The following is a 12,873-nucleotide window of genomic DNA, read 5'->3' as shown; positions in this document are numbered from 1 at the left end:
ACTTGTCGGGAAATCAGGGAATGACGGGTACCAGGCGCAATATGGCGCCTTCAATATCGTCCGTCAGAACATAGAGATTGCCGTCTGGCCCCGCCGCGACATCGCGAATGCGCTCTCCCCGTTCAGAGAGCAGCGCCTCGCTGGAGATAACGCGGTCGCCTTCCACTTCGAAGCGAACCAGCATGGTCCCGGCAAGGGCGCCCACAAAAACGTCCCCGTGCCAGTTTTCGAAACCGTCACCGTCGTAGAAAGCCATTCCCGAAGGCGCAATTGACGGGTCCCAGAACCAGATTGGCTGTTCCAGCCCATCGCCGTGGGTGGCGTCGGTAATGGGTGTGCCATTGTAGTTGACGCCGTAGGTCGCGAGGGGCCAGCCATAATTGTTGCCGGCTTCGATGAGGTTGATCTCGTCGCCACCGCGGGCGCCGTGTTCATGGGCCCAGACCGAACCGGTTTGCGGGTTGATGGCGATGCCCTGGACATTGCGATGACCGAAGGAAAAGATTTCGGGACGGGCGCTGCGCGCACTGACAAAGGGGTTGTCGAACGGGACGGTGCCGTCGTCATTGAGACGGACGATCGTGCCGAGATGATTGGCAGGGTTCTGCGCCTCGTTGCGATACCGATTGCCGTCGCCCAGGGTCAGCAAGAGTGTGCTGTCGGGCAGGAATTGCAGGCGTCCACCGAAATGATAGCCGCGCTCCTTTTCGAAGTTGACCCGGAACAGGGTTTCAACCGCTTCCAGTGATGTGGCATCGGCGTTCAGTCGACCGCGGCCCAACGCTGTATGATTGGCGTTGCTGCGCCCTTCGGCATAGGCGAAATAGACGAGTCGGTTGCTGGCAAAGTCGGGATGCACCGCCAGGCCCATCAAGCCGCCCTGGCCCTCCGCCAGGATATCGGGCAGGCCCGAAACCGGTTCGGGGCGCAAGACGCCATCCCGGATCAGTCGGAGACGACCTTCGCGCTCTGAAACCAGCATGTCGCCATCGGGCAGGAAGGCGAGTGACCAGGGGAATTCCAGGCCATCAGCAATGGTCTCGACCCTGAAATCAGCCTGTTCGGTTTCATGGATTTCAGGTTGGGCGACGGCGCCTGATGCCAGTACGGCGAAGGCGGCGAGGCTTGCAACAACGCGCATGGGGTCACTCCGTGCTTGCTATTCCGGAGCAGAGACTAGCGTACTTGTGCGTCAACGACAGCCGGGACCGCATGAGAATACATGCAGTGCACAGGCGCAGCCTATAGCGCGATCGACCCGGCGAAGCTGGCAAGGCGCGGCGCCAGCTGCGGCTGGAAGGCACTGACCTGGGCCCAGCGCCGACGCAGGCGACCGGGCAGGGCTCCGACCTTGCCGGGGACACGTTCCACAGCCTGTTCCGCAATCTCCCACGTCCGGATGCCGAGCGCTGCTAGGCCGGGCGCCAGGATGCGACCCTGATCGAGCGGTACGGTGTAGCTGGAATAGTATTTCTTGTAGTGGTCGCCGCCATGACCCAGATCGACCCGCGCGATACCTCGCTCGGGGGCCTGCTCGAACAGTCCGTGCAGCAGCAGGAGGCCCGGCGAATAGCGCGACAGTTCGGGATCATAGGCCGGGAACCAGGAATGGTAGACGTCACCGGCGACCAGTCCGAATTCGACCGCTGCGAGGCGATCTCCGAACCAGAGTGCGGCGGTCAGACCGGAAAATTCCTCGCCCTCGCGACCGCGCAGGTCGGCCAGTACACTCTGGACCCAGTCGATGCCAAACACATTGAGCTTGCCGGTGTCGCGGTACTGGGTCTGTTTCCATTCGCTCAGGGCCGCGAAGGCCTTGCCGTCGGGATCTCCCAGGGTGACGCGAACCGGACCCAGATCGCGTTCGGCTGCGCGCTGGCGGCGCGCCATCTTCTTGAAATGGTCCTTGTGGTGTGTGCCGCGTTCTTCGAGGAATGCCGATCCGTTTTCACCGATGGCAGCGATGTGGCTGCCCGCGCAGACCCGGCTGTCGAAGTCCTGATCGCCGAAGGCGCCGTGCCAATTGTCGTATACCAGGGCCGATCCACCTGCAGCGCGAACCAGGGTTTGTGGCGGAATGGCAGCCGGGTCGGCCGCAACCACGCCCTGATAGTCGCTCATGGGCGCACCGACCGGCCGGACGATCCCGCCATGAGCCTTGTGATGCGGGAAGAAACCAACGGTCTGGTTGCCGTCTTCAATGATGGCGACCCGGACATCAGTCCGGCTGCGGGCGACGGTTTCGGCAAACTCGAACCGCAGATACGGGCTGACGAGCTTCCCGTTCGGGGACGCCCACTGGTTCCACTGCGCGATCTGACTCGCGGAAATGTCCTCGATTGAAACGGTTTTCGCTCGCACGTCGTTCCTCCCGGTTGTCCCGGCCTGTTACCAAGCAAGTGGCGGGCCGGATCCTGCGAAGCTCGATTCCAGGGTGACAGGTTTTGTCGAAGCCGGATGCCAGGGTGTCACAGGTGCCGGCCTGGCGGCTGGTCGCGCACCGGCGACTCGTCCAGAATGACCGCGAACAGGAAGGCAGCAGCAATCGTGACCCTCTCAGACATCTCTCCGGAAACCTGGCTGATCCTGGCCGGCCTGGCGGTCCTGCTTGTAGTGCTGGCCGGCGGCCTGTTTCTGCAACGAAAACCTGATGCGCCCGATGCCACCGAAGACCCGGAACTGGAGCGGCTGCGAAGCGAGCGTGACGACTGGCGTGCCCGTCAGGAAAGCGCGGCGTCCGACCTGGCCAAGGCGCGCGAGGCGCTGGCCCGACTGGATGGTGTGGTCGAGGAGCGCGACCGTCTGCGGGCCGCCCTGGAAGCCGTCACGGCCGAGCGCAACGGGCTCAATGCCAGCCATGAAGCGCTGAAGACCGAGCATGACGCCGCCCTGCGCCATCATGATGAAAAGCTGGCCGAGCTGGAAAAGGCCCGCGAGCGCCTCAATGACCAGTTCAAACTGACCGCCGCGGAAATCCTCAAGGCCTCGGGTGCCGAGCTGAACAAGCAAAGCACGGAAAGCCTGCAGACCCTGCTCAAGCCGCTGCGCGAACAGCTGACCGATTTCCGTTCGAAAGTGGAGAAAGACGCCGAGCAGCGCCACGGGCATGCCGGTGAGATCAAGCAATTGATGGAAACCGTGCGCAAGGACGCGTCGCGGATGTCGGAAGACGCCCAGAAGCTGGCCAATGCGCTGCGTTCCTCGTCCAAGGTGCAGGGCGATTGGGGCGAGATGGTGCTGGCCTCGATCCTTGAACGCGCCGGGCTTGTCGAGAATGAGCACTTCCACACCCAGTCCACCGAGCGCAATGCCGAGGGCGCGCTGCTGAGGCCCGATGTGATCGTCGACATGCCGGGCGGGCATCGACTGGTGATCGACAGCAAGGTCTCGCTGACCGCGTTCGAACGCTGCGTGAATGCCGAAGATGACGAGACACGGGCGGCGGCGCTGAAACAGCACATCGCCTCGGTCCGCGCCCATATCAAGGCGCTGGGGGAAAAGGATTACGCCAAGCTTTATGAGGGCGTGAATTTCACCCTGATGTTCATCCCGCTGGAAGGCGCCGCTTCGCTGGCCTTGCAGAACGACCCGGAGCTGTCGGCCTATGCCTGGGACCGCAATGTGATGATCGCGACGCCGACGACGCTGATGATGGCGATGCGCACGGTCGGCAATCTGTGGACGATTGACCGCCAGAACCGACACGCCATCGACATCGCCGATCGCGCTGGTGCGCTGTATGACAAGTTTGAAGGGTTCGTCGGTGATCTCGAGACGGTCGGCAAGCGGATCGACGGCGCCAAGGACGCCTGGGCAGCCGCCAAGGGCAAGCTGGTCGAGGGGCGTGGCAATCTGGTGCGCCAGACCGAAATGCTCAAATCACTGGGCGCCAATGCCCGCAAATCGCTGCCGGCCGAGTATCTCGATGCGGCGGGCGCCGATGAAGGTGCCGAGAGCGGCAGCGGCAAATCCGCCCCCAAGCCAGCCCCCAACCCAGCCCTGGCAGCGCCGGAAGCGGTCGATTCTTGATCCTGAAAGCCAGTGCGACTATCTAGGGCAAATGGCCATACGCGATATCCTCACCGTCCCCGATCCGATGCTCAAGGAAGTGTCCCAACCCGTTGACCAGGTTGATGACGAGCTCCGCGAGCTGATGGATGACATGCTGCAGACCATGTATGCCGCCGATGGCATCGGCCTGGCGGCGATCCAGGTTGGCGTGCCCAAGCGCATCATCGTGATGGATCTCGCCGGTTCCGACGAGGAGCCCAAGCCGCGCTATTTCGTCAATCCGGTCCTGTCCGACCCGTCCGATACGCTGAAGCCCTATGAAGAGGGCTGCCTGTCGGTGCCGACCGTCTATGACGAGATCGAGCGCCCGGACCGGATCCGCATCCAGTATCTCGATTACGACGGGAATGAATGCGAGGAGATCGCTGAAGGCATGTTCGCCGTCTGCATCCAGCACGAGATGGACCATCTGGAAGGTGTGCTCTTCATCGACTACCTCTCCCGCCTGAAACGCCAGCGTGCGGTTCAGAAGGTGAAGAAGGTCGAAAAATCCAAGGACCGCGACGCGGCCTAGAACTTCCCGGCCTGGAAATCCGTCACCGCCTGGTGCAGCTCGGCTTCGGTGTTCATCACGAACGGCCCATAGCGAGCGACCGGCTCGTTGATCGGCTTGCCGGCGACGAGCAGCAGGCTGGCGCCCTGCGGCCCGGCCTTCAGCTCGATCCGGTCACCATCTTCCAGCACACCCAGGTCCGGATCCTCGACCCGGCCCTCGCCGGTCGAGACCATGCCTTTGTAGACGGCGATGAAAGCCGTGTGGCCCGGATCGATATCCTCTTCCAAAGTGGCGCCGGGTTCGAGCACGATGTCGATCAGGGTCGGCTGGATCGCGGCAGACTTGGCCGGACCGGTGACGCCGGTGGAGCTGGAACCGGCGAGTACGCGCAGGCTGGCACCGGGCCGGGTTTCGACCGGGATCTCGGTCTTGTCGAATTCCTGATAGCCCGGATCGGTCATCTTCAACGCGCCGGGCAGGTTGACCCAGAGCTGGAAACCCCAGAGACGGCCATCATCCTCGATCGGCTGTTCGGAATGCACGATACCGCGACCGGCCGTCATCCACTGGACACCGCCGCCCTCGATCACACCTGAATGGCCCTTGTTGTCGCCATGGCGCATCCGGCCTTCCAGCATGATGGTGACGGTTTCAAAGCCGCGATGGGGGTGATTGGGGAAGCCGGCCATGTAGTCGGCGCTGTCGTCCGAGCGGATCTGGTCGAGCATCAGGAAGGGGTCGAGGTCCATCAGCCCGCGATGCCCGAGCATGCGCGTGAGTTTGACACCGGCGCCGTCAGAGGTCGGAAGGCCGCGTGAAACCTTGGTAATCCGGCGGGTCCGGGTGAGCGTGTCGGTGGCAGTCATGGCGGTCTTGTCCTGTGTGAGTGGCCGGTCCGGGCCAGTCCCTGATTGCCAAGGTAGACATTTTCCCGGCAAGCGCCATTTTCCGGATCGAAAGAGAATGTTTCCATGTCGGAAGGGATCGGGCAGTTTGGAGCTGATCAAGGAGAGAATCATGCGTCTGTCTTGCTTTATTTTTCTGCCACTTGCCTTGGCTGCGTGCTCACCGGCTGCTCCACCAGCCGACTCCTCCTTTTTCGCCAGCCTCTCGCAATTGTGCGGCCAGGCATTCGAGGGCCGTTTGGTCAGCGATGATCCGCGTGATGCGGATTGGGCCGAACAGCGTCTGGTGATGCATGTGCGCGAGTGTTCGGCGGGGGAGATTCGAATTCCGCTGCATGTTGGCGAGGATCGCTCTCGGACCTGGGTGATCACCCGTGAGGCCGCGGGCTTGCAGCTCAAGCATGACCACCGCCACGAGGACGGCACTGAAGACGTGTTGTCGCAATATGGTGGATCGACAATCGTTCCGCCGGCTGATGGACGCGCTGAATTCCCGGCCGACCAGTACAGCCGCATTCTGTTCGATCGCGAGGGCATCGCAGTCTCGATGGACAATGTCTGGTCGATCACGCTGACCGAGACCAGTTTCACTTATGGCCTTGATCGCCCGGACCGGCATTTCGCCGCCGAGTTCGATCTGACCAACCCGGTCGACGCCCCGCCGCCGCCGTGGGGCGCTGAGTGATCGGGGGGCGACGCCGGAAGGGTTGAGCGCGGTCGACAACAATCCGCGACGGCAAATCAGTGCGGGTCAGGCTTGGCGTTTTCCCCGCCGGGGCGATAACACAGGCACCGTCCTTTCCTCGTTGAGCGCCGAGAGCCAATGACCCTACGTCTCGCCTTCATGGGCACCCCCGACTTTGCCGCCCGCTCGCTGGCCGAAATTGCCGCGGCCGGGCATGAGGTGGTGCATGTCTACACCCAACCGCCGAGACGGCGCGGCCGCGGCCAGTCGGAACAGAAAACACCGGTGCACCAGCTTGCCGAAGTGCTCGGCATTCCGGTTTCGACGCCGGCGACCTTCCGCGATCCGGACGTGATTGCGCATTTCGCCAGCCTGGATCTCGATCTCGCTGCCGTGGTCGCCTACGGCCAGATCCTGCCGCAGGCCGCGCTTGATGCGCCGCGCATGGGCTGTCTCAACCTGCATGCCTCGTTGTTGCCACGCTGGCGCGGGGCGGCGCCGATCCAGCGCGCGATCATGGCCGGTGACACGCTGACCGGCGTCCAGCTGCAACAGATGGAGGCCGGTCTGGATACCGGCCCGATCCTGCTCTCCGAGACAGTCCGGATCAAGGACAGCGACACCGCTGCCAGCCTGCATGACCGTCTGATGGATGCCGGTGCCCTGATGTGGCCGCGTGCCCTGTCGGCGCTGGAGCGCGGATCGCTGGAGGCCGTGCCGCAGTCGAGCGAGGGCGTCACCTATGCGAGCAAGATCTCGTCCGACGAGGCCCGTATCGACTGGTCCCGCCCGGCCGGTGAGCTGGCTCATCATGTACGCGGCCTGTCGCCCTTCCCGGGCGCCTGGTTCGAGATGCCCGGCGAGAAGCGCCCGGTGCGGGTCAAGGTGCTGCTGGCCGAGGCTGTCGACGGCAAGGCGGCTCCCGGCACGGTGATCGACGGTCTGACCGTTGCTTGTGGCGAGGGCGCATTGCGTCTTGTTCGCTTGCAGCGCGAAGGCAAGGGCGCCATGGATGCCGCGACTTTCCTCAACGGCAATTCGCTGCCCGCCGGGACTGTGCTCGACTGATGCCGCGCTACAAGATCACAATCGAGTATGACGGGAGACCGTTTGCCGGCTGGCAACGCCAGGACAATGCGCCGTCCGTGCAGGAAAGCCTCGAGCGCGCCGCCGCAAAGCTCGATGGCGCACCGGTCCTCGTCTATGGCGCCGGGCGCACCGATAGCGGCGTCCATGCCCTGGCCCAGGTCGCCCATCTCGACTTGACCAAGGACCTCTCCACCGACAAGGTCCGCGATGCCATCAATTATCATCTCAAACCCGATCCGGTGGCGGTGATCGAAGCGGTACGGGTCGATGATGAATTTCATGCCCGTTTCTCGGCCACCCAGCGCCACTATCTCTACCGGATGATCGACCGGCGGGCGCCGCTGACGCTGGACCGGGGCCAGGTCTGGCGGGTCACCCGCAAGCTCGACGCCGAGGCCATGCATCATGCCGCCCAGGCGCTGCTCGGCCAGCATGATTTCACCACCTTCCGCGATGCCCAGTGCCAGGCCGAGAGCCCGGTCAAATCACTCGATGCGGTATCCGTGTCGCGCTATGGCGAAGAGGTCCAGCTGACCTGTTCGGCGCGCTCCTTCCTGCATCGACAGGTGCGCTCGATGGTCGGCTCCCTGGTCGAGGTCGGGGTGGGCAAATGGTCGGCGCTCGATTTCAAACGCGCCCTTGACGCGGCCGACCGCAGCCGGTGTGGCCCGGTCGCGCCGGCTCACGGCCTCTACCTGACCGCTGTGGACTATCGCGGTCCGGCCTAGCTGGCCGCTGTGGCCGCCGAGGCAGCAAAGGCCTGACTGATGCCGACCAGAACGATGTACGAGACCAGCGCCGGAACTGCGGCGGTGAAGGCTGAGGTAATGGTCGGCACGCTCAAAGCCACATAGGCCAGACGCCAGTGCACCAGGATGCGCAGATAGCCGTACAGGAAGAACAGGAAGTCGCGGAACTCGGCATTGATGATGCCGGCGACCTGCAGCGACCAGATCGCCGTGATCACCAGGTACAGCCAGACAACGCCCCAATTGTGCAGGATCACCCAGGCCAGATAGCGCTGTCCCGCGCCAATCACCATGACCGCCAGAGCCGCGGCGACGGGAAAGCTGAGCCAGGTCGCCGCGAAGATCAGGTAATACATCGCCGCGCTGATGCCGACGCCCAGATGGACCCGTTCGAAATAGACCAGCGTGACAAGGGGGATGACAAATAGCGCCGCTGCGAAGGATCGCCAGAACCCGCCGATCGAGACGTCAAACATCGCCTCGCCACCCTCGCGGAAGGTCAGGATGCGCAGGGCGCCCTGCATGCCCTGCCAGCCTTCGGCGACCAATCTGATCATGCCGGGAAATCCTTGAAGTAGCGCTGCAGGATGCGGGTATAGATGGCGGTCAGGGTCTCGATATCGCTGACCGGGACGCGCTCATCCACCTGGTGCATCGTGGCCCCGACCAGGCCGAATTCGGCGACCGGCGCGTAGAGCTGGATGAAGCGGGCATCGCTGGTGCCGCCGCCGGTGGTCAGCGCCGGACGACGTCCGGTCTCCGCCTCCACACAATCCTGGAGCAGGGTCGTGAAGGGGCCGGCCGGTGTCAGGAAGGCCTCGCCCGTGACATGGATGTCGGCCTCGATCCGGCCGTCGAAATCAAGATCGATCTTCGCCACTTCGGACCGGATCCAGTCGGACAACGCGTCCCCGGTATGGGCGATATTGAAGCGGATATTGAAGCGGGCCGTTGCGGCGGCCGGGATGACATTGGTGGTCGGATTGCCGACATCGACCGAGGTCACTTCCAGATTGGAGGGCTGGAAGGGCGAAACACCGTCATCCAGCTTGCGGGCCAACAGGCGTCCGAGCAGGTCGAGCAGGGCCGGGATCGGGTTCTCGGCGCGCTCGGGATAGGCGACATGACCCTGGCGCCCGGTCACGGTCAGGGTGCAGTTCAGCGAGCCGCGACGGCCCGACTTGATCGTGTCACCCAGCGCATTGGGATTGGTCGGTTCGCCCACCAGGCAATGGTCGAAGGTCTCGCCTTCTTCGGCCAGCGCCTTGAGCACGGACTTGGTGCCGTGGATGGCGGGGCCTTCCTCATCGCCGGTGATCAGGAAGGCGAGAGAGCCCTCCGGTTCGCAGTTGTCCAGAAAGCGCTGGACCGAGGCCACCATGGCGGCGATGGCGCCCTTCATGTCGGCCGCGCCGCGGCCCCACAATACACCATCGTCGGCTTCGGCGCCAAAGGGCGGTTTCTGCCAGGCCTCGTCGTCACCGGGCGGCACGACATCCGTATGCCCGGCAAACAGGAAGCACGGCGAAGCGGTGCCCCGGCGGGCATAGAGATTGTCGACTTCGCCGAAGGGATAGCGCCGGCAGGCGAAGCCCAATTGCTCCAGCGCGGCTTCCAGCACACCCAACGCACCGGCATCGGCTGGCGTGATCGACGGGCGACGGATCAAGGCCTGGGCAAGCGGCAGGGGGTTGGCGAGGCCGTCAAGGCGGTCAGAGGTCAATGACGAGGTCCTTGCCAAACTCGAGGCCGGTGATGCGGCATGCAGTCCGAAGGCGAGAGAGCTTCTGCTCCTTCGACAGGTTCACATCGACATACCAGTCGTCAGTTAGTTTTTCAGCCATTTTCGCCAGTTCGGGAGACCGTGTATAAAGCGCTTCCCGATCGGCTGCGACAATCCTCCGTCCCCGCCCTCCCGGATGGCTCGCCAATCGTCCAAGAGTTCCCGGATATTTCTTCTCCAGCCAGATCAACGCCAGTCGATAAGCCGCCTTCTGGCTGTCGGCGAACTGCACATACTCGTGCAGCTGGACCTGAAAATGTCCGGTTCTGCGATCGCATTCGCCAAACTTGTCGTGCCAGTCTGCCGGGGGAGCTTTCAGCTGGGAATGCGCGGCCTGCTGGCGAGACTTTGGCGCAGCCGTTGAGCCAACTGTTGCCGTGGCATCGGCCCGCAAGAGGGCGCGTTTCAGAATGTCCAGCTGGTTTTCTTCCAGCGAAACACGTTGAGCTTCCAATGCCCTATGGGCATCGAGATCCAGTTTCAACCAGCCGGTCGCTTCATCCATTTGCTTCATGACAGCCTCCATCCATTAATCCTTGTAAGGGATTATGGGCTTTGTCAAGAGATAGGTTTGCTTCTAAGGGTAGCTTCTTAAGTTTCTGTACCGGGTCAATGGTCGAAGTTGCGATTCGAGAACATTTCGACAGGCCCTCCCGCAACAGGCCCTCCCGAAGAAGAGAGTTTCGGACCCGAAGGGGGGCTCGGGGCCATGCGACCGCTTGGTCGAACTTGCAAGGGGCCGCCGATTGGGCCAATTTTTATCCCTTATAAGCAAAACATCTTTCGGCACGGTTTTGTTAGATGACACCGGCGTTGTTGTAATTCACCACCCCGAGCATAGAACCGAATCGATGTTCAGCTCACTGGGGGAGTAATCCACGGTTGGGCCGACATGGTGCCGTGTCTGAGTCCTACTGCGGTAAAGCAAACTTCCGTGCGACATGCCGTGTGGAGGGAGGCAATCGCGCTCGCCTGCCGGGGCAATACTCCGACGTCCCGGCGGTCGCGCCGGGTCAAGTCGGTATGTGTTCTAGAACACCTTTTCCATCGCAAAGCGCCGGAAGCTCTCGCCGCGGATCTCGACGGTTTCTTCTTCCACGACCTGATAGCCGACGGCGGCAAAGGCCGGCCGGGCCATCAGGCTGGCATGGACGTGCAGGCGTGTTTGGCCCCGGTGCAAGGCTTCCTGCTCGACCGCGTCATGCAGCCGCCGGAACAGACCCTGCCCCTGACTGGCGGGCCGGATGTAGGCGAAGTCCACATAGTCCGGCGGGTCGAGCGTCAGGAAGCCCTGGATGAGGCCACCCCGCTCGGCCAAAAACACGCATTGGCTGGCCAGGCGCTCGTCCCAGTCGGTGCCGCCGCGCGGTTCCGGCACCCAGGCGGCTTGCTGGGCCGGAGTGTAGAGGCTGGGCCCGTTGCGGACAGCGTCAAACATCACCTCGCCCAGGGCGACATGGTCTTCAGGCGTAGCGCGCCGGATTGTCAGAGCATCGGTCAGGACGCGGCTCCGGTTGGCGGGGCGCCGCTTAGTGCGAACGGCCGTGCGTTTCCCGGAAGCGTTCCATCGAGACGGAGATCTTGAAGGTCTCGCGGTATTTGGGTGAACCGACCGGACGGGGCGGCTTCTGCGAGGTCAGGGCCAGGATGCGCTCGAGCGTGTCGTGCGCCGCGCCGGACTGGCCGGCACCGATATAGGCATGCAGCTCGACCAGGGCGTCGGACAGCGGGTCACCGCCACGGATGATGAAATAGGGTTCGTCCGTGCCCATGCGGTGCAGGACATCGAATTCCGACGGATTGTCGGCCGAACCGTATGGCGCCGCGGGATCCTTGGCGGTCGGCTTTTCCCGGATGGTGTCTTCGCTCATGGCGCGCCCCTCATTGTGTGATTTGCCCCATGTGACCAGATTCGAGCCCGAAGCGGTAGCGGCGCATCAGCGCAGCCCGGACTCAGCCCTGACGCAGCGCGTGATGGCGGAGCGGGGCGGCGACCGCTACACAGGGAGGATGAGCACAATCCGTCCCAGACATATCGCCATTATCGGTGCCGGCCCGGCCGGGCTGATCGCCGCCGAACATCTCGCCACGCTCGGTCACGAGGTTGACCTCTATGAGCGCATGCCGACCCCCGGTCGCAAATTCCTTATGGCCGGTCGCGGCGGGCTGAACCTGACCCATAGTGAACCTTTACCGGCCTTTCTGGGCCGCTATCGCGAGGCCGCCGACTGGTTCGGCCCGGCGATTACCCGGCACAGTCCTGCGGCACTGCGTGAGTGGTGCGAGGGATTGGGCCAGCCAACCTTCACCGGCTCGTCCGGTCGGGTCTTTCCCGAAGCGATGAAGGCATCACCTCTGCTGCGGGCCTGGCGTGAGCGGCTGGAATTGCACGGTGTGACGCTGCACCTGCGGCATGCTTGGACCGGCTGGAATGATGACGGCGCGCTGGTATTCCAGACACCGGACGAGGAGGTCACAGTGTCACCGGAAGCCACCTTGCTCGCCCTGGGCGGTGCCAGTTGGCCGCGCCTGGGGTCTGACGGGGCCTGGACCGAAGCCCTGGCGGCGCGGGGCGTCGATCTGGTCGAATTCTCGGCCTCCAATTGCGGCGTCAATGTCGAATGGAGCGCCATCACCAAGGACCGTTTTGCCGGTGCACCGCTGAAGAGCATCGCCCTGTCGCTGGGCGATGAACGGGTCGCTGGCGAGGCGATGATCGCCCGTTACGGTCTTGAGGGCGGAGCGGTCTACGCCCTGTCCGCGGCCATTCGGGCAGCGCTGGCGAATGGCGAACCGGCGACCCTGCATATCGACCTCAAACCTCACCGTGACGTGACTGACCTGGCCAACTGGCTGGGCAGGGCGAAGAAGGGCCAGTCGCTCACCAACACGTTGCGCAAGGCCGGGCTGACGCCACAGGCGATCTCGGTCCTGCGCGATGCAGTCGGTGAGTTGCCGCGCGACCCGGCGGCGCTGGCGGCCCTGATCAAGGCCGTACCGCTGCGCGTGACGGCGCAACGTGATCTCGACCGGGCGATCTCCTCGGCCGGTGGCATCGCGCGCTCTGCCGTCGATGATCACTTCATGCTGACAGC

General features: G+C 63.7%; 14 protein-coding genes. 6 read left to right on the top strand and 8 right to left on the bottom strand.

What is annotated here, in order from left to right; all coding sequences use genetic code 11:
* Window positions 1–13 precede the first annotated feature (13 nt).
* Window positions 14–1,141, bottom strand: coding sequence for a PQQ-dependent sugar dehydrogenase (locus ACN0X9_RS09565; protein ID WP_417487378.1), 1,128 nt, complete (start codon window positions 1,139–1,141; stop codon window positions 14–16).
* A 101-nt stretch (window positions 1,142–1,242) separates the two neighbouring features.
* Window positions 1,243–2,361: a GNAT family N-acetyltransferase gene (locus ACN0X9_RS09560; protein ID WP_417487377.1), complete on the bottom strand. Its 1,119-nt coding sequence runs from the start codon at window positions 2,359–2,361 to the stop codon at window positions 1,243–1,245.
* Between the two features lie 186 nt (window positions 2,362–2,547).
* Between ACN0X9_RS09560 and rmuC the strand changes: the two genes are divergently transcribed.
* Entirely contained in the window at window positions 2,548–4,029 is a 1,482-nt protein-coding gene (rmuC, locus tag ACN0X9_RS09555) for a DNA recombination protein RmuC (RefSeq protein WP_417487376.1), read from the top strand.
* 31 nt (window positions 4,030–4,060) lie between these two features.
* On the top strand, window positions 4,061–4,585 hold the full coding sequence (gene def, locus ACN0X9_RS09550) for a peptide deformylase (RefSeq protein ID WP_417487375.1): 525 nt from the start codon (window positions 4,061–4,063) through the stop codon (window positions 4,583–4,585).
* Here the strand turns inward: def and ACN0X9_RS09545 are convergent.
* A complete protein-coding gene (locus tag ACN0X9_RS09545) occupies window positions 4,582–5,433 on the bottom strand; it encodes a pirin family protein (protein ID WP_417487374.1) in 852 nt (283 codons plus the stop codon). The genes def and ACN0X9_RS09545 overlap by 4 nt on opposite strands.
* Before the next feature lie 151 nt (window positions 5,434–5,584).
* Here ACN0X9_RS09545 and ACN0X9_RS09540 point away from each other — a divergent pair, with 151 nt between their 5' ends.
* The 3 genes from ACN0X9_RS09540 to truA all read left to right on the top strand — a co-directional run bounded on the left by ACN0X9_RS09540 (window position 5,585) and on the right by truA (window position 7,974).
* Entirely contained in the window at window positions 5,585–6,157 is a 573-nt protein-coding gene (locus tag ACN0X9_RS09540; protein WP_417487373.1) for a hypothetical protein, read from the top strand.
* A gap of 138 nt (window positions 6,158–6,295) precedes the next feature.
* Window positions 6,296–7,225: a methionyl-tRNA formyltransferase gene (gene fmt, locus ACN0X9_RS09535; protein WP_417487372.1), complete on the top strand. Its 930-nt coding sequence runs from the start codon at window positions 6,296–6,298 to the stop codon at window positions 7,223–7,225.
* On the top strand, window positions 7,225–7,974 hold the full coding sequence (truA, locus tag ACN0X9_RS09530; protein ID WP_417487371.1) for a tRNA pseudouridine(38-40) synthase TruA: 750 nt from the start codon (window positions 7,225–7,227) through the stop codon (window positions 7,972–7,974). Before fmt ends, truA begins: the two co-directional genes overlap by 1 nt.
* Here truA and ACN0X9_RS09525 read toward each other — a convergent pair.
* The 5 genes from ACN0X9_RS09525 to ACN0X9_RS09505 form a co-directional block, all read right to left on the bottom strand.
* Entirely contained in the window at window positions 7,971–8,552 is a 582-nt protein-coding gene (locus tag ACN0X9_RS09525) for a hypothetical protein (RefSeq protein ID WP_417487370.1), read from the bottom strand. The two genes, truA and ACN0X9_RS09525, sit on opposite strands and share 4 nt — an antisense overlap.
* Complete coding sequence (gene dapE, locus ACN0X9_RS09520) at window positions 8,549–9,718, bottom strand: succinyl-diaminopimelate desuccinylase (protein ID WP_417487369.1); 1,170 nt, start codon at window positions 9,716–9,718, stop codon at window positions 8,549–8,551. The genes ACN0X9_RS09525 and dapE overlap by 4 nt, the downstream gene beginning before the upstream one ends.
* Window positions 9,708–10,292: a hypothetical protein gene (locus tag ACN0X9_RS09515; protein ID WP_417487368.1), complete on the bottom strand. Its 585-nt coding sequence runs from the start codon at window positions 10,290–10,292 to the stop codon at window positions 9,708–9,710. The genes dapE and ACN0X9_RS09515 overlap by 11 nt, the downstream gene beginning before the upstream one ends.
* A gap of 516 nt (window positions 10,293–10,808) precedes the next feature.
* Window positions 10,809–11,216, bottom strand: coding sequence for a GNAT family N-acetyltransferase (locus ACN0X9_RS09510; RefSeq protein ID WP_417487367.1), 408 nt, complete (start codon window positions 11,214–11,216; stop codon window positions 10,809–10,811).
* Window positions 11,217–11,307: 91 nt separating this feature from the next.
* Window positions 11,308–11,649, bottom strand: coding sequence for an aspartate decarboxylase (locus tag ACN0X9_RS09505; RefSeq protein WP_291764055.1), 342 nt, complete (start codon window positions 11,647–11,649; stop codon window positions 11,308–11,310).
* Window positions 11,650–11,788: 139 nt separating this feature from the next.
* Here ACN0X9_RS09505 and ACN0X9_RS09500 point away from each other — a divergent pair.
* The coding region (locus ACN0X9_RS09500; protein WP_417487366.1) for an NAD(P)/FAD-dependent oxidoreductase at window positions 11,789–12,873 on the top strand (1,085 nt) is incomplete at its 3' end.

Source organism: Maricaulis sp. (genome assembly GCF_048268525.1).
In the GTDB taxonomy this organism is placed as follows: Bacteria; Pseudomonadota; Alphaproteobacteria; order Caulobacterales; family Maricaulaceae; genus Maricaulis.
The sequence above is the reverse complement of the archived record's forward strand: the minus strand, read 5'-3'. Positions and strand labels throughout refer to the sequence as shown.

Bases quoted from the DNA above. Each gene is read 5' to 3' on its own strand.
- ACN0X9_RS09565 (WP_417487378.1), bottom strand. From the start codon at position 1,141: ATGCGCGTTGTTGCAAGCCTCGCCGCCTTCGCCGTACTGGCATCAGGC.
- def (WP_417487375.1), top strand. From the start codon at position 4,061: ATGGCCATACGCGATATCCTCACCGTCCCCGATCCGATGCTCAAGGAA.
- ACN0X9_RS09545 (WP_417487374.1), bottom strand. From the start codon at position 5,433: ATGACTGCCACCGACACGCTCACCCGGACCCGCCGGATTACCAAGGTT.
- ACN0X9_RS09540 (WP_417487373.1), top strand. From the start codon at position 5,585: ATGCGTCTGTCTTGCTTTATTTTTCTGCCACTTGCCTTGGCTGCGTGC.
- fmt (WP_417487372.1), top strand. From the start codon at position 6,296: ATGACCCTACGTCTCGCCTTCATGGGCACCCCCGACTTTGCCGCCCGC.
- truA (WP_417487371.1), top strand. From the start codon at position 7,225: ATGCCGCGCTACAAGATCACAATCGAGTATGACGGGAGACCGTTTGCC.
- ACN0X9_RS09525 (WP_417487370.1), bottom strand. From the start codon at position 8,552: ATGATCAGATTGGTCGCCGAAGGCTGGCAGGGCATGCAGGGCGCCCTG.
- ACN0X9_RS09515 (WP_417487368.1), bottom strand. From the start codon at position 10,292: ATGAAGCAAATGGATGAAGCGACCGGCTGGTTGAAACTGGATCTCGAT.
- ACN0X9_RS09510 (WP_417487367.1), bottom strand. From the start codon at position 11,216: ATGTTTGACGCTGTCCGCAACGGGCCCAGCCTCTACACTCCGGCCCAG.
- ACN0X9_RS09505 (WP_291764055.1), bottom strand. From the start codon at position 11,649: ATGAGCGAAGACACCATCCGGGAAAAGCCGACCGCCAAGGATCCCGCG.